General features: G+C 67.6%; 13 protein-coding genes. 8 read left to right on the top strand and 5 right to left on the bottom strand.

What is annotated here, in order from left to right:
* The first annotated feature begins 177 nt into the window (after nt 1-177).
* Nucleotides 178-1,233, top strand: a complete 1,056-nt coding sequence (locus AC1RMY_RS23200) for a glycosyltransferase family 2 protein (protein WP_492868596.1) — start codon at nt 178-180, stop codon at nt 1,231-1,233.
* Nucleotides 1,234-1,237: 4 nt separating this feature from the next.
* On the opposite strand, the gene AC1RMY_RS23195 is transcribed toward AC1RMY_RS23200, so the two are convergent.
* Genes AC1RMY_RS23195 through AC1RMY_RS23185 form a run of 3 tightly spaced genes read right to left on the bottom strand, consistent with a single transcriptional unit; the run spans nt 1,238 to nt 6,055 of the window.
* Nucleotides 1,238-2,554, bottom strand: a complete 1,317-nt coding sequence (locus AC1RMY_RS23195) for an O-antigen ligase family protein (protein ID WP_492868594.1) — start codon at nt 2,552-2,554, stop codon at nt 1,238-1,240.
* Nucleotides 2,554-4,941, bottom strand: coding sequence for an exopolysaccharide transport family protein (locus tag AC1RMY_RS23190; RefSeq protein WP_492868592.1), 2,388 nt, complete (start codon nt 4,939-4,941; stop codon nt 2,554-2,556). Before AC1RMY_RS23190 ends, AC1RMY_RS23195 begins: the two co-directional genes overlap by 1 nt.
* Before the next feature lie 22 nt (nt 4,942-4,963).
* Nucleotides 4,964-6,055, bottom strand: a complete 1,092-nt coding sequence (locus AC1RMY_RS23185) for an endo-1,4-beta-xylanase (RefSeq protein WP_492868590.1) — start codon at nt 6,053-6,055, stop codon at nt 4,964-4,966.
* A 148-nt stretch (nt 6,056-6,203) separates the two neighbouring features.
* Between AC1RMY_RS23185 and AC1RMY_RS23180 the strand changes: the two genes are divergently transcribed.
* The gene (locus tag AC1RMY_RS23180; protein ID WP_492868588.1) at nt 6,204-7,469 is read left to right on the top strand and encodes a lipopolysaccharide biosynthesis protein; all 1,266 of its coding nucleotides are present in this window, start codon (nt 6,204-6,206) and stop codon (nt 7,467-7,469) included.
* Here the strand turns inward: AC1RMY_RS23180 and AC1RMY_RS23175 are convergent.
* Nucleotides 7,444-8,334 carry a DUF6492 family protein gene (locus tag AC1RMY_RS23175; RefSeq protein ID WP_492868586.1) on the bottom strand — a complete coding sequence of 297 codons (891 nt, stop codon included), beginning with the start codon at nt 8,332-8,334 and terminating at the stop codon, nt 7,444-7,446. The two genes, AC1RMY_RS23180 and AC1RMY_RS23175, sit on opposite strands and share 26 nt — an antisense overlap.
* Nucleotides 8,331-9,137 carry a WecB/TagA/CpsF family glycosyltransferase gene (locus AC1RMY_RS23170; RefSeq protein ID WP_492868584.1) on the bottom strand — a complete coding sequence of 269 codons (807 nt, stop codon included), beginning with the start codon at nt 9,135-9,137 and terminating at the stop codon, nt 8,331-8,333. The genes AC1RMY_RS23175 and AC1RMY_RS23170 overlap by 4 nt, the downstream gene beginning before the upstream one ends.
* 457 nt (nt 9,138-9,594) lie before the next feature.
* Here AC1RMY_RS23170 and AC1RMY_RS23165 point away from each other — a divergent pair, with 457 nt between their 5' ends.
* The 6 genes from AC1RMY_RS23165 to hslU all read left to right on the top strand — a co-directional run bounded on the left by AC1RMY_RS23165 (nt 9,595) and on the right by hslU (nt 15,131).
* A complete protein-coding gene (locus AC1RMY_RS23165) occupies nt 9,595-10,341 on the top strand; it encodes an SDR family NAD(P)-dependent oxidoreductase (protein WP_492868582.1) in 747 nt (248 codons plus the stop codon).
* Between the two features lie 71 nt (nt 10,342-10,412).
* Nucleotides 10,413-11,672, top strand: coding sequence for an allantoate amidohydrolase (locus AC1RMY_RS23160; RefSeq protein WP_492868581.1), 1,260 nt, complete (start codon nt 10,413-10,415; stop codon nt 11,670-11,672).
* An 86-nt stretch (nt 11,673-11,758) separates the two neighbouring features.
* Nucleotides 11,759-12,970: a 5-aminolevulinate synthase gene (gene hemA, locus AC1RMY_RS23155; RefSeq protein ID WP_492868579.1), complete on the top strand. Its 1,212-nt coding sequence runs from the start codon at nt 11,759-11,761 to the stop codon at nt 12,968-12,970.
* 136 nt (nt 12,971-13,106) lie between these two features.
* The gene (hslV, locus tag AC1RMY_RS23150) at nt 13,107-13,676 is read left to right on the top strand and encodes an ATP-dependent protease subunit HslV (protein ID WP_492868577.1); all 570 of its coding nucleotides are present in this window, start codon (nt 13,107-13,109) and stop codon (nt 13,674-13,676) included.
* Between the two features lie 22 nt (nt 13,677-13,698).
* Complete coding sequence (locus tag AC1RMY_RS23145) at nt 13,699-13,824, top strand: hypothetical protein (protein WP_492868575.1); 126 nt, start codon at nt 13,699-13,701, stop codon at nt 13,822-13,824.
* A complete protein-coding gene (hslU, locus tag AC1RMY_RS23140) occupies nt 13,821-15,131 on the top strand; it encodes an ATP-dependent protease ATPase subunit HslU (RefSeq protein ID WP_492868573.1) in 1,311 nt (436 codons plus the stop codon). The genes AC1RMY_RS23145 and hslU overlap by 4 nt, the downstream gene beginning before the upstream one ends.
* Nucleotides 15,132-15,140: the final 9 nt, after the last annotated feature.

Raw genomic sequence — 15,140 nt, 5'->3', positions numbered from 1 at the left:
GGCCCCATGGAGACGGCAGAAAGCAGCGAACGCCGCTGCAGCGAAGCAAGGCCCCTCGGCAGCGCGCCGGTCAAGCGCCGTGCGCGACCATCACCAATGGCTTCTCGCGCAAAGCCCCGTCAATCCCGCCGTCGCGATCACGGAACCTTAAGCGGGCCATGCCCATATGGCCTGACCATGGCCGTGACGGAACAGATGCGCAGCAATGACGGCGACCCCGCGCGCGGACAACGCGCAGTGGCCGGCTTCGACGCTCCGGAGAGCTTCGTCGTGCTTGCGGCCTCGCCCGAGACGGTGCTCGTCGGCGTCGAAAGCGTCGTCTGCGTTCCGACATTCCGCCGCCCCGACATGCTGGAGGCGACGCTGCGCTCGCTCGCGGCACAACAGGGCGGCCACGACTTCGCGATCATCGTCGTCGAGAACGAGGGTATCGAGCGCGCCGGCGCCATCCGCGCGGCCGCGCTGCTGGAGGCCGGCCTGTTCAAGGGGCTCGTGATCGTCGAGCCGCGCCAGGGCAACTGCAAGGCCTACAACGCCGCCTGGCGCTGCGCCCTGACCCGTTTCCCGGCACTCAAGCAAGTGCTCGGCATCGACGATGACGAGACGGCGCAGCCGCTCTGGCTAGACGCCTTCCTGCGCGCGGCGAGCGAGGCGCCGGCCGATCTGTTCGGCGGCTCCGTCACGCCGGACTTCGAGGACGACTCACGCGCCTGGCTCAAGGCGCATCCCGTCTTCCGCTCGCATTATTCCGCCTCGGGGCCAGTGCCGATCCTCTATTCGAGCGCCAACTACCTGATCCGGCGCGGGGTGCTGGAACGGCTCGGCTTCCCTTTCCTCGACGAGAGCTTCGACTTCACCGGCGGCGGTGACAGCGACTTCTTCAGCCGGGCCAAGGCCGCGGGATTCCGCTTCTGGTGGGTTCAGGAGGCGGCGCAGCGCGAGACCATGCCGGCGCGGCGCAGCGAATTCGGCTGGATCAACGCGCGCGCCCTGCGCAACGGCGCGATCTCGGCTGCGATCGAGCGGCGAAAGCATCCGCGCCTCGCCGGTCGGTTGCGGGTTCTCGCCAAGTCCCTGGCGTTGCTGGCGGCTTCGGGTCCACGCGGCGTGGTGCTCGGGCTCAAGACACGATCGAGCCTGATCGGGCTCTATCATGCGCAGGTCGCGATCGGCCGCCTGCTGTCGGAGATCGGCGTCGGCAACGAGCAATATCGCCAGCCCGAAGCGAATTGAGCGCTCAGCCTCCGCGCGCGACGCGGTACTTCGACGTCAGCCTCAGCCCGATCACGGAGATCAGCAGCGCGAACCAGACCGGATCGGCGCGGCGGAAGAAGAAGCTCTCCAGGCAGGCCGAGTAGATACAGAACAACCAGATGCGGAAGAAAAGCTCCGCCAGCGCCTTGTTCTCGGGCGTGCGGATGACGCGGTGGTGGTCGCGCAGCGGCAGCAGGATCAGCACGGTCAGCGCGATGACGAGGCCGGGAATGCCGAGGCCTATGGCGAGGTCGACATAGCCGCTATGGCCATGGACCATGCCCTGGGCGATGCCGGTCTCGTTCTCGCCGATCTCGGCATAGAGCACATAGTCGCTCTGCCAGAAGCCCTCGAAGCCATAGCCGAAGACCGGCCGGTTCCAGAGACGGTCGATCGCGAAGCTCCAGATTTCGGTGCGGCCGGTGAAGGTCTGGCCCGGGCTGACCGCCTGGACGATGGCGTTGACCGGCTTGAACAAAACGGAGCCGATGGTCGCGGTCAGCAGGATCGCGAGCGGGCCTAAAGCGACCAGCCCGCGCAGCCAGATGCTGCCGATGCGCGCGCAGGCAAAGCCGACCAGCACGACGAAAGGGCCCAGCCCCATCGAGGTCTTCGAGCCCGTGAAGAACAGGAAGGTCGCGGCGAGCCCGGTAATGATCAGGCCGAAGCGCGGCGAGTGGGCCGAGGCGACGAAGATGCCGATCAGCATCATGATCACCATCATCGCGCCAGCGATGTTCTTGTGGTCGAAGAGGCCGCGCCAGGCGCCGGCATGCTCGGGTTCGAGCGCGTCACCGGCCGAATGGATCGCGATGTCCGGAAAGACGATCAGGCCGGCATAGCAGACGAGCACGACGATCAGCGCCGCCGTGCCGAGCAGGCCCGCGAAGTGACGCTGGTCGCGCGGCAGCAGCATCACCGTGAAGGCGATCGTCAGGACGACCAGCGTGAAACGGAAGGCGCGCATCGAGACGTCGGGATTGAAAGAATGCAGCACGCCGATCGTCATCCAGGTGAGCAACAGCAGCCATGTCGGCCGCAGATAGGCGCGCGCCGCGACGCGGCCGGCGGAGGTTGCCGCACCGGCCAGGCCGAGGACGGCCATCAGCGAGAAGGCGACCTGGTTGACGAGGTTGCTGCTCTCCTGCGCCGAGACCTCGTAGCTGCCCTTGAAAGGCGCAGTCGAAATCCAGACGAGCAGGAAGGCCGCGACGAAGATCGCGCTGCGGCACCAGTGGCCGAACTCGACCGCCTGCTCGCCCGAGGCCGCAAGGCCGTCGCTGGCAGGCCCGGCCGCCATCAGACTTCGTTGACGACGAAGCCGCGCAGCTTGGCGGCGTTGCTGCCCAGCGCCGCATTGGCCCGCGCGAGGTCGCCATCGCCGATCCCGCCTTCACGCAGGACCAGGACGATGTCGTCGGCCGCCTCGATGAAGCGCTGCGCCAGCCCATCCGAGCCGACTGCGCCGCCGTCGATGACGATCGGGCCGAAGCGGCGGGCCTTGTCGAGGAACCCGTCCCGGATCTGTGCCGGCGTGACAAGATCGGCTTGCCCGACGCGCGGCAGGAAGAACAGCCCGGTGCCTTCGTCCTGCAGCGCCGCCCGGACCAGCCCGACAGCGCCGGTCACGATGTCATGCAGCCCGGCGCCGGCATCGGGCGCAAAGACCCTGGTCAGGCTTTCCTCGCCGGTGCCGGCATCGACCAGCATGGCCGGCAGCCCCGCAATGGCGGCCTCGAGCGCCAGGTTGAGCGCCAATGTCGAAGCGCCGGCGCCCGGATGCAGGCCGACCACGACGATGCGGCGATGGCCGACGCCCGGCGCCTGGGCGGCGAGCGCGGTCCGCGCCGCCCTGATCGCCTTGGCAAAGCCAGCATTGGGCTTGTCGATGGCGTCGACCAGATGCGCCTTGGCCTGGAAGACCGAGCGCGCCTCGCCATCATTGCGGCGCCAGCGGCGATGCCGGACCGCCGGCAGGTTCGCCAGCAGGGGTGCGGCGGCCGTCTGAAGGATCTCGGGCGCGCGCTGCGCCTGCCCGCCCTGGATTGCGACGAAGCGCCGCCAGCCCGGCTTCGCGGGAGCAGGCGCAGCCGGGCGTGGCCCCTCCGGCATGACCGGCACGATCTGTCCGGCGGGCGAAGACGCTTCGGTCTGCGCAGACCCGACGGAAGCGGAGCTGACCGTTCCTTCCGCGCCTCGCCGGTCCGATCGTGGGAGCCCAGCTGCGCCGAAAAGCGCCAGTCCCAGCGCCAGCGCTACACCCGTACCACCACCGGCGATGCCGCCGAGCATCACGATCGTCCGTCGGCTGACGCCGCTCTTTTCAAGCGGCGGCATGGCCGCGCTGATGACGCGGGCATTGGTGGTGTCGATGCCGGCGAGTTCGCCGGTCTCGCGGGCGCGGCGCAGGAAGGCGTCATAGACGACGCGGGAGGATTCGACCTCGCGCTCGAGCTCGCGCAGCTCGACCGAAGCGCGGCTGGCGGCATATTGGCTGGTGGTGAGCTGGTCGACACGGCGCGCGATCTGGCGCTCGGCCTCGACAGCGCGGTCGAGTTCGACCTTGGCCGAGCGCGAGATGCGCGACAATTCCTCCGCGATCTGGCGGCGCGCGTCACGGGTCTGGGCCTGGGCCGCCGCGAGCGCCGGATGGCGGGTGCCGAGCGAGGCCAGCAGATCGGCTTCCTTGGCCAAGGCGGCACCGAGCTGGGCGCGCAGCGCCGTCATCGTGTTCGATGCGACCGCCTCGGGGATCGCGCCAGCCTCGATACCGGCGGGGCGGGTCGCGAGGGTCTGCTCGTATTTCGCCCTCGCCTCGGTCACGCGGGTCCGCAGCGCGACGAGCTGGGCGTTGTTGAGGGCGAGCTGCTCCTCGGTCATCGACTTGCCGGCGCCGACCCCGACGATGTTGTTGGCTTCCTTGTAGCGCTCGGCCTTTTCCTCGGCGACGCGCAGGCGGTTGCGCAGCTCTTCCAGGCGGGCGGTGAGCGCCACCGTGGCACGCTGGGCGGCATCGGCACGAACCGAAGCCTGGTTCTCAAGATAGGTCTCGGCCAGCGCGTTGGCGATGCGCGCGGCCTTGGCGGCCTCGCGCGCGGTCACGCCGATATCGATGACGAAGGTGCGCTCGCCACGGCGCACCGAGACGTTCTTGTCGAGCGCGGCCAGGGCATAGAGCATGCCGTCATGGGACGCTTCACCGCTGCTCGGCAGCAGCCCGCCCAGGATCCGCGACAGGCCTGATCGCGCCGCCTGGCCGCCGAATTCCGGATCCTTGTCGAGCCCCTCGCTCTGCACGACGCGCGACTTGATGCTGTCGGAGGCGATGATGCGGGCCTGGCTTTCCAGATAGCTGGTGATCGAGGTGGGGTCGCCGCCGGCCGCGTTGGGCGACACCTCGTTCTGGAGCACGCGCAGATCGCGCGGATCGATGAAGAGCTGCGCCGTCGAGACATATTTCGGCGGCACCAGGAGGCTCGCGAGCGCAGCGAGAACCGCGCCGACGATGGTCGCGAGAATGATCAGGCCCTTGCGCGCCCATAGCGTCTGGACGAGCCAGCCCGGGTCGGTCAGTCGCGCCATCGCGGCCGGGGCGGCAGCGGGCATGGCGCGCTGTTCCGGGCGCTCCTGCTTCTGTTCCGGCTCGCTGGCAGCGGTCTCGGTGGTGAACATGACGCTACGCTTCACTCTTCAAGGCTTCGTCCGTCGCTCAGCTCGGGCTTCGCCGGAAGCGGTCGAGCACCGCCATCATCGGTTTCGGCTTGAAATCGGCATCCAGAGGCAATGGACGGGCCCGCGCCTTGTCCTGACGCGGGAAGGTCTCGTGAACCCAGGAATAGCGGTCGCTCAACCCCCAGGTGACGATCGCCTTGGGCCGACGCACCGAGAGGATCGCATCGAGGAACGTCCCGACAAGGCTCGCGGCGGCGCGGTCGCGCGTCGCGGCGTCGGCGGGCAGCTTCCAGTCAATGACGTCGAGTTCGGTGATCTCGACATCGAGGTCGAGCTTGCCGAGTTCGGTCATGAAGCCCTGCAGCCCGTCGATATCGAGCGGCTTGTCGGCATAGAGATGCGCCTGCATGCCGATGCCGTGCACCGGGATGCCCTTGTCCTTCAGCCGGCGACAGATATCGAGCGCCACCTTGCGGCGCGCGGCCGTGCCGGGGCCGGGTTCCTCGAAATTGAAATCGTTGAGGACGAGGCGGGCCTTGGGGTCGACGCGTGCGGCCGCGCGGAAGGCGATTTCGACATGGGCCGGGCCGAGCAGGCGCTGCCAGATCGTGTCGCGCATGGGCTCGCCGGGCAGCGGCTCGAACTTGATGACCTCGTTGACGACGTCCCAGGTCGCGATGCGGCCCTTGTAGCGATCCACGACGGTCTCGATGTGCTCGGTGAGCTCGCGCTCGGCCTCGGCCCGCGTGCTCATCTCCTTGGCCCAGGGCGGCAGCGCTTCACCCCAAAGCAGAGCATGACCGCGAATCGCCTTGCGACCACGCTCGGCGAAGGCGACCAGCTCGTCGGCGCCCGAGAAATCGAACCGCGAGCGGTCGTGGCGGATCGCCTCCCATTTGAGGTCGTTCATCGGCACGATGACATCGCAGTAGCTCGTCAACGCCTGGCGATAGCGCGGATCGGCGCGGAAGGTCTCGATCTGGGCGGCCGAGCCGAAGGGAATCGGCCGCGCCGCCGCGAGCCCCGACGCCGGCGCCATCACAGCAGCCGCGGCGAGACCGCCGGTGGCAGCCAGCGCGTCGCGCCGGCTCCATGCGGCGATGTCTCGATCCGGTTCAGGCTTTCGCATCGGCAGGGACGGTTCCGTTTCGTTTAGGGTCGCTCAACGCCTGTCGGCTAGAAGACGAAAGACAGGCTGCACGGGGCACGCATGCGCCGGGCCAGCCCGCACCGCGAGACCTGTGCCACGAGACCTTGGCGCCGCAAGAACGGACCCCATGCTGCCAGACCGCGCCGCCATCCTCGCCTATCTCACCATCCTGAGCGGCTCGGCCGGCCGGCTCGTCATCTCCCTTGTCTACTTCCTCATTGTTGCGAATACGTTGACCCTCGGCGAATTCGGTCTGTTCGCCACGGCCTCGGCGACAGGGCTGATCCTGTCGCGCCTGCTCGCCTTCGGCTTCGTCTCGCCGGTCTTTCGAGTTGCGACCGTGAAGCCGCGCCTGCTCGGCGCCTATCTCGCCGGTTTCGGCGCGCTCGGCCTGTGCTCCCTGCCCGCGATCGCGCTGGCCGGCACGATCGTCTACCTGCTGCTGTTCGCCGACAGGCTCGCGGTCCTGCCCTTCGCGCTGATCCTCGTCGCCGAGGTCCTGTGCTGGCGGCTCGTCGAGGTCGTCGCCATCGTCAACAACGGGCTCAGGCGCTTCCGGCAAGCGGCACTGCTCGTCATCGTCGGCTCGTCACTGCGAACCATAGCGGCCCTGCTCTTCGCGGTTTTCGGGCATCGCAGCCTGGAGATCTGGGTCTGGTCCTATCTGGCGGCGACGGCTGCGACGCTCGTCGTGGCGCTGGCCTTCTTCCTGCCGCCGCTGCGACTGCGCTTCGACCGGCGGCTCTATCCCCGCCGCATGGGCGATGCGATCTATGCCAGCGCCGCCGAGATCGTGTTCTATGTCCAGGCCGAGCTCGACAAGCTCCTGATGCTGGCGCTGGCCGGCGAGCGGACGGTAGGGCTCTACGCCATTGCGATGCGCGTCATCGACCTCACGGCGATGCCCGTGCGCAGCTTCAACCAGATGCTCGTCCAGAAGATCATGAAGGAGCGCAGGCTCAGTGGCGGCCCGGGCCGGCTGGCGATGGTCGAGTTCGGCATCGCGGCAATCTCGATCGCCGGTCTTGCGACAGTGATTTTCGCGCTGAAGCCGTTCCCCGGCCTGCTCGGCCGCAATGTCGCGGAAGCGGCCTATCTGTTCCTGCCGATGCTGCTCGTGCCGGCCTTCCGTAACCTCGTCGAGTACCATGCCGAGCTGCTCTATGCGCGCGAACGCACGGGATCGCGGATCACGCTGCTCTGCGCGATCACGCTGCTGAAGGCGGCGCTGTTGTCCTGGGTGATGACCCGGTTTGGGGCCGGCGATGCCTGGGCCCCCTGGCTCAACCTCGTCTTCGGGCTGGTCTATGTCTTGTCGGCGGCCGTGACCTATCGGCTGCTGGCGCAGGCTTCGATGCCGCGCCCTTTCACTGCGCCTCGAACAGCGCCCTGATTGTCTCGACCGGCTCGCCGATGAAGGACTGGACGCCGACCGCGACCTGCCAGGGCTCCAGCACCTCCTCAAAGGAGCGCAGGCTGCCGATGGCGCCGGCTTCGCCACCCCAGTAGACCCTGCAAAGTTCGCGCTCGTCGCTCCAGTGCCCGGCCGGGCCGAGGCCGAGCAGGCGTTCGACGAAGTAGCCATAGATCATGTATTCCGAGAAACCCCGGCGCGAAGCGATCGCCCGGACCCAGTCGCGACCGCTGACCCGCTCGATATGCGCAAGCAGCGCGCGGACATTGTCGCGCCGCCAGGACACCATGTTGTTGATGTAGTCCGCGCTCGGGAACATTGGCGCGGGAAGCCCGAGCAGGCGGCTGGCGTTGTTGCACCACGCCTCGTGCTCGCCCATCCCGGCCGTGATGCCGTCGCGCTTGCGATAGAGCCGCACGCCCTGAGGCGTGGTCAAGCTGCCGAGATCGAACGGCCGCAGGAAGAGCATGTCGGAATCGGCGAAGAGGACGACATCCTCCTCGCTCTTGAGCGGAAGAGCGAATTTGCGCAGCTGCTGGGCATGCCAGCCCCGCAGCGGCGGCACGCCTCTCAGGAGCGCGCGTGCGCCGGTCCAAACGCGACGGCGGCCGAGACTCAACGGATCGGGACGCGACCTGAGCCAGGACGGCAGCAGCGCGGATTCGGCGATCACCTGCCGGCGCGGGCCTTCGAGATCGCGAAACAGCGGCACGTCGCCATCCTCGACCAGCAGGTAGTGGGTAGCGTGGCCGGTGACGAAGCGATCGATGCTGGCGCAGAGCAGGCGGCAGCGCTCGACGTCGCCGGCATAGCTCGGCGTCGCGATGGCGTAGCTCAAGCTCACCGAGAGGGTCTGCCGGAGAAGAAGCGCTGGCGCAGCAGGCGCAGCATGAAGATGGGATTGCCGAGGATGTAGCGGCGCCAGAGCCGACGCGGCTCCAGCCAGAGCCGATAGACCCATTCGAGCCTGGTCCGGCGGATCGCTTCGGGGGCGCGCGGCACCTCACCTGCGAAGAAGTCGAACAGGGCGCCGACACCGGCCGCGACCGAGCAATGCTGAGGGCCGAGCTTGTCGGCGATCCAGCGCTCCTGCCGCGGATTGCCGAAGGCGACGAGCAGCAAGTCCGGCGGCGCGGCCTGCAGGCGGGTCAGCAGCCGGGCTTCCTCCGATGGGTCGAAATAGCCATGGCTGATGACGCTGAAAGCATGACGCGGGAACTGCCTCGCCAGTTGCTCGGCGGCGTGATCGGCCACGCCGGGGCGCCCACCGATCAAGCCGATGCGCAAGCGGCGCGGCTCGGTCGCAAACAGCGCCGGGATGAAGTCGGTCCCGTTCAGATTGGCGGGGAAAGGTGCGCCGTGCAGCAGCCAGCCGCCGATATCGACGCCAATGCCGTCTGCCAGCACCAGGAAGCCGGAAAGCCTGCGCAGCAAGGCGGGATCACCAGCCGAGACATTGACCAGATTGGCATTGCAGAAGGCCAGCTTGATGTGCCGGCCGGCCGCCATCGCATCCGAGAGTTCGGCCAGAGCCGCCGCCCGTGTCAGCACAGCTATGCCGATCCCGCCGACATCGCGCACATCGAAGCCGGCCGGTGGCCGGGCTATCGGTTTGCTCGCGAGGGCTAGGGAGAGGCTGGCAGGCACGGCGGCAATCGGTCCCAACGGGTTTCGTGATCGGCTCTTTCGCCATCACGTCATGACCCAACGGCGGGCGGGGTCAAGTCGAACCGAGCCGAACGGTAAAGGGGTTCTTCAATGAATCCGCGGGATCGGGTTAATTGCCAAAGCCTCTGAAAACGCAGGTTGTTTCGATACGGATCGCCTCGGCTGCGAGCGTCGGCGCGAGCGACTGGCCGATGTCGGAGAACGGGACAGCAGAGCGCGTTTCGTGCCGTTCCGGGACAGGTCGCGGTGCCGCGGGAGCAGCTGCCCTCCGCCACAATGCTTAACGGCTCCTGTCGGCAAAATTCGAAGTCTTAACAAGCGTCAAGGATAGGCAGGCGCGCTGCGGCGCCGCATCGGCCAAACGACGGGCGCCCGAACCTTGTCCATCCAGCCAGACAGCCTTTAGGGTGCCGGTCCAACGAGTCAGGGGCCGACAATGAACCAGATCGATCTTCAGGGAAGAACCGCCATCGTCACCGGAGGGGCGCAGGGCATCGGCCGTGCTGTCGCGGAACGCTTCGCCGCCAGCGGCGCCACCGTCGCGATCTGGGACCTCGACGGAGAGCTGGCCGTCAAGACCGCGGCCGAGATCGGCGCTGGGGCGATCGGGCTCGGCATCGACGTCACCGACGCGAAAGCGGTGAAGGCCGCGGCCGACGCTCTGGAAGCCAAGCAGGGCAGCATCGACATTCTCGTTACCAGCGCCGGCATCGCGGGCGCCAATCTCAAGACCTGGGAATATCCGCTCGACGAATGGGCGCGCGTCATGCGCCTCAATGTCGACGGCACGCTGCATTGCTGCCAGGCCGTGATCCCCGGCATGATCAAGCGCAATTACGGGAGGCTCGTGCTGGTGGCGTCGATCGCCGGCAAGGAAGGCAACCCCAACGCCTCGGCCTATTCGGCCTCGAAGGCGGCCGTGATCGCGCTGACCAAGTCGCTCGGCAAGGAACTCGCGACGCAAGACATCGCAGTCAACTGCATCACGCCTGCCGCCGCCCGCACTCGCATCTTCGACCAGATGAGCGAGGAGCATATCGGCTACATGCTCGCCAAGATCCCGCGCGGGCGTTTCCTCCTGCCCGACGAGGTCGCCTCGATGGTCGCCTTCCTAGCCTCGGCCGAAAACAGCTTCACCACCGGCGGCGTCTTCGATCTTTCGGGCGGCCGGGCGACCTATTGACGCCCCGGCCCCTCACGCCGGCACCTGCGACCCGTCGTCCAACCCTGCACCGCAATCTCAAAAGTCAGCCCATGGTCCAATCGCTTCCGTCCGCTGCCGTGCTCGGTGCGCGTGCCTTCGCCGCGCTGCAGGGCCTCAATCGCTTCACGGACGAACCGGGAAAGCTGACGCGTCTCTATCTCTCGCCGGCCCACCGGCAGGCGGCGGAGTGGACCAAGGGGGCGATGGAGGTCGCTGGACTCACTGCCTTCATCGACGCGGCCGGCTCGGTGCAGGGCCGCCGCGAAGGGCCGGTGCCGGGCTCCCCTTCCGTGATGATCGCCTCGCATATCGACACGGTGAAGGATGGCGGCCGTTTCGACGGCAATCTCGGCGTCGTCGCCGGTATCCTGACGGCCCAGGCCCTGCGCGACGCCGGCATCGTGCTGCCCTTCGCACTGGAGGTGGTGGCCTTCGGCGATGAGGAGAATGTCCGGTTCCCGACCCATCTCTCGACCTCCGGCGCGCTGGCCGGCGACTACGACCTCGCCTGGCTCGACGCGCGCGACGCCGAGGGTACGCGGCTTGCCGATGCGCTCGTGGCGTTCGGCGGCGATCCCTCGGGCATTGCCGGGCTCAAGCGCAAGCCGGGCTCGATCAAGGCCTATCTCGAGGTCCATATCGAACAGGGGCCGGTGCTCGAAGTCGAGAACGAGCCGGTCGGCATCGTCACCGCGATCAACGCTCAAAGACGTGCCCGCGTCCGCGTCACCGGCGAGGCCGGCCATGCCGGAACGGTGCCGATGAGCCTGCGCAAGGACGCGCTGACCGCGAGCGCCGAGATGGCGCTGGCGCTGGAGGCGATCGCAGCGGCGCATGAGCAGGCTGTCGGCACGGTCGGCGTCTTCCAGGTCAATCCCGGCGCGACCAATGTCGTGCCCGGTGCAGTCGAGTTCACGGTCGATTTTCGCTGTCCCTCGAACGAGACGCTCGCCGCGATGGAAGCGGCGGTCCGTTCCCGCTTCGCCGAGATCGCAGCACGGCGTGGCGTCGGGCTCTCGATCAACGTCTATGCGAAGGCCGCGGCCGTGCCGATGGACCCGGGTCTTCAGGATGCGCTCAGCGTCGGCGCCGCCCGCATGGGTGCCAATCCGAGCCCGCGCCGCCTGCCCTCGGGCGCCGGCCACGATGCGATGGCGATGGCCGCGCTCTGCCCCGCGGCGATGCTCTTCGTGCGCAATGAGAAGGGCATCAGCCACTCGCCGCTGGAGAGTATGACCGAGGCCGATGCCGGCATCGCCATCCGTGTCCTGCTCGAGGCGATCCTCGAACTGGCGCGGCGCGAGGGCTGATCCGCGTCAAGGCAGGCCGCGACACCACGTGCCATTTTCCCTGTCTGGCCGTAAGCTTAGAAAGCGCGCGCCGCAGGAGGCTGGCGATGGATTACGAGACTTTCTTCCGCAACGAGCTCGACGGCTTGCGCCGCGAAGGCCGCTATCGCGTCTTCGCCGATCTCGAGCGCAAGGCCGGCCGGTTTCCGCGCGCGACCTATCATGGGGAAGGCGGCCCGCGCGAGATCACCGTCTGGTGCTCGAACGACTATCTCGGCATGGGCCAGCATCCGGCCGTTCTGGCGGCGATGCGCGAGGCCCTCGATTCCTGCGGCGCGGGCGCCGGCGGCACGCGCAATATCGGCGGCACCAATCATTATCACGTGCTGCTGGAGCAGGAGCTCGCCGATCTGCACGGCAAGGACGCGGCGCTCTTGTTCAACTCCGGCTACATGTCGAACTGGGCCTCGCTCGGGACGCTCGCCTCACGAATTCCCGGCTGCGTCGTGCTGACGGACGCGCTGAACCACGCCTCGATGATCGAAGGCATCCGGCATTCGCGGGCCGAACGGCACATCTTCGCCCATAACGACCCCGACGATCTGTGCCGCAAGCTCGCGGCCATCGACCAGGCCCGGCCGAAGCTGATCGCCTTCGAGTCGGTCTATTCGATGGATGGCGACATCGCGCCGATCGAGACCTTCTGCGACATCGCCGAGGAATTCGGCGCGATGACCTATATCGACGAGGTCCATGCCGTCGGGCTCTACGGGCCGCGCGGCGGCGGCGTCAGCGAGCGCGAGGGACTGACCTCCAGGCTGACCCTGATCGAGGGCACGCTGGCCAAGGCCTTCGGCGTGATGGGCGGCTATATCGCGGGCTCGGCGGCGCTGTGCGACTATGTCCGCAGCTTCGCCTCGGGCTTCATCTTCTCCAGCTCGCTGCCGCCTCCGGTCGCGGCCGGGGCGCTCGCCGCGATCCGCCATCTCAAGGCGAGCACGATCGAGCGCGAGCGCCATCAGGACCGAGTGGCGACGCTGCGCCGGAGCCTGGACGCCGCCGGCATCCCGCACCTTCCCAATCCCAGCCATATCGTGCCGGTGATGGTCGGCGACCCCGTGCTGTGCAAGACGGTCAGCGACGAATTGCTCGAACGCTTCGACATCTATGTCCAGCCGATCAACTACCCGACCGTGCCGCGCGGCACCGAGCGGCTGCGCATCACGCCCTCGCCGCTGCATTCCGACGAAGACATCGCGCATCTGGTCGAGGGCCTGACGGCGATCTGGGGCCGCGTGGGACTGAAGCGCGCGGCGTGAGAGCCCCGCGTTTCACGTGAATCCGTCCTCGCCGAGGAGGCAGCCCGACTCGCTTTGGCTCGCGCCCCTTGATACGGCGCGCCCGGCTGAACATGTTGGCGGCTCCCACCGACACAAGATCCGAGCCCGATTCGCGATGTCCGACACCAGCAACGCCCCCGTGATGCACGCGACCACCATCCTGATGGTGCGCAAAGGCGGGCGGGTCGTGATCGGCGGCGATGGCCAGGTCTCGCTTGGCCAGACCATCATGAAGGGCAATGCCAAGAAGGTGCGCCGGCTCGCCAAGGGCGCAGTGATCGCCGGCTTCGCCGGCGCGACCGCCGACGCCTTCACGCTTTTCGAGCGGCTGGAGAGCAAGCTGGAGCAATACCCGACGCAGCTCCTGCGCGCCTGCGTCGAGCTCGCCAAGGACTGGCGCACCGACCGCTATCTGCGCCGGCTGGAGGCGATGCTGCTCGTCGCCGACAAGGAGGTCTCGCTGCTGATCTCCGGTACCGGCGACGTGCTGGAGCCGGAAGCGAGCGAGCACGGCTCGGTGATGGCGATCGGTTCGGGCGGCAATTACGCGCTTTCGGCGGCTCGCGCGCTGATCGATATCGAGCCCGATGCCGAGGCGATCGTGCGCAAGGCGATGAAGATCGCCGGCGACATCTGCGTCTACACCAACCACAGCCTCGTCATCGAGACGCTGGACGCCGCTTGACGGCTTTGTTTACGGACAATCAATGACCTCCTTCTCCCCGCGCGAGATCGTCTCCGAACTCGACCGCTTCATCGCAAATGCGAGCGGCAACGAAGCCGTCAAAATCCAAAATGCGACGATGAAGGCCAGTAGAGGGCTTTGCCAGTGACCAGTTTTTCACCCCGCGAGATCGTCTCGGAGCTCGACCGTTTCATCGTCGGCCAGAACGACGCCAAGCGCGCCGTCGCCATCGCCCTGCGCAACCGCTGGCGGCGCCAGCAGCTCGAAGGGCCGCTGCGCGAGGAGGTTTCGCCGAAGAACATCCTGATGATTGGGCCGACCGGCTGCGGCAAGACCGAGATCGCGCGCCGTCTCGCCAAACTCGCCAACGCGCCCTTCCTCAAGGTTGAGGCGACGAAGTTCACCGAAGTCGGCTATGTCGGCCGCGACGTCGAATCGATCGTGCGCGACCTCGTCGAGATCGCGATCGGGCTGGTGCGCGACACCCGCCGCAAGGACGTGCAGGCGAAGGCGCATGTCGCCGCCGAGGAGCGCGTGCTCGACGCGCTGGTCGGCCCGGCGTCGAGCCCTGCGACCCGCGATTCTTTCCGCAGGAAGCTGCGCGCGAACGAACTCGACGAGAAGGAGATCGAGATCGAGATCGCCTCCGGCAGCGGTTCGGCCGCGCCGATGTTCGAGGTTCCCGGCATGCCGGGCGCCTCGATCGGCGCAATCAATCTCTCCGACATGTTCGGCAAGGCCTTCGGCCAGAAGGGCAAGCCGCGGCGCATCCTGGTCAAGGACGCCTATGGCCCGCTGCTGACCGAGGAGAGCGACAAGCTGATCGACCAGGAGGCGATCGTGCAGGCCGCGATCCGCGAGGTCGAGGAGAACGGCATCGTCTTCCTCGACGAGATCGACAAGATCTGCGCCCGCGAGGGTAAGGGCGGCGCGGACGTCTCGCGCGAGGGCGTGCAGCGCGACCTCTTGCCGCTGATCGAGGGCACGACGGTCGCCACCAAGCATGGCGCCGTGAAGAGCGACCACATCCTGTTCATCGCATCCGGCGCCTTCCATGTCTCGCGGCCGTCAGATCTGCTGCCGGAGCTGCAGGGCCGCCTGCCGATCCGGGTCGAGCTCTCCCCGCTCGACGTCGAGGATTTCAAGCGCATCCTGACGGAGACGGAGGCCAGTCTGATCAAGCAGTCGGTGGCGCTGATGGCGACCGAGGAGGTCACGGTCTCCTTCACGCCCGATGCGATCGACGCGATCGCGCGCATCGCGGTGGATGTGAATTCGACCGTCGAGAACATCGGCGCGCGGCGGTTGCAAACGGTGATCGAGCGCATCCTCGACGAGATCTCGTTCACAGCGCCCGACCGCTCGGGCGAGGTCGTGACGATCGACGGTCCTTACGTACAGTCCCGCATCGGCGATCTCGCCAAGAACGCGGATCTGAGCCGGTTCATCCTTTGATGCAGTCTC

It is taken from the genome of Allobosea sp. GW822-FHT03F07 (assembly GCF_058801345.1).
This window is presented reverse-complemented; position numbering and strand designations above follow the sequence as displayed.

Excerpts from the sequence above, each read along its gene's own strand:
- AC1RMY_RS23200 (WP_492868596.1), top strand. The coding sequence starts at position 178 with ATGGCCGTGACGGAACAGATGCGCAGCAATGACGGCGACCCCGCGCGC.
- AC1RMY_RS23195 (WP_492868594.1), bottom strand. The coding sequence starts at position 2,554 with ATGGCGGCCGGGCCTGCCAGCGACGGCCTTGCGGCCTCGGGCGAGCAG.
- AC1RMY_RS23185 (WP_492868590.1), bottom strand. The coding sequence starts at position 6,055 with ATGCGAAAGCCTGAACCGGATCGAGACATCGCCGCATGGAGCCGGCGC.
- AC1RMY_RS23180 (WP_492868588.1), top strand. The coding sequence starts at position 6,204 with ATGCTGCCAGACCGCGCCGCCATCCTCGCCTATCTCACCATCCTGAGC.
- AC1RMY_RS23165 (WP_492868582.1), top strand. The coding sequence starts at position 9,595 with ATGAACCAGATCGATCTTCAGGGAAGAACCGCCATCGTCACCGGAGGG.
- AC1RMY_RS23160 (WP_492868581.1), top strand. The coding sequence starts at position 10,413 with ATGGTCCAATCGCTTCCGTCCGCTGCCGTGCTCGGTGCGCGTGCCTTC.
- hemA (WP_492868579.1), top strand. The coding sequence starts at position 11,759 with ATGGATTACGAGACTTTCTTCCGCAACGAGCTCGACGGCTTGCGCCGC.
- hslV (WP_492868577.1), top strand. The coding sequence starts at position 13,107 with ATGTCCGACACCAGCAACGCCCCCGTGATGCACGCGACCACCATCCTG.
- AC1RMY_RS23145 (WP_492868575.1), top strand. The coding sequence starts at position 13,699 with ATGACCTCCTTCTCCCCGCGCGAGATCGTCTCCGAACTCGACCGCTTC.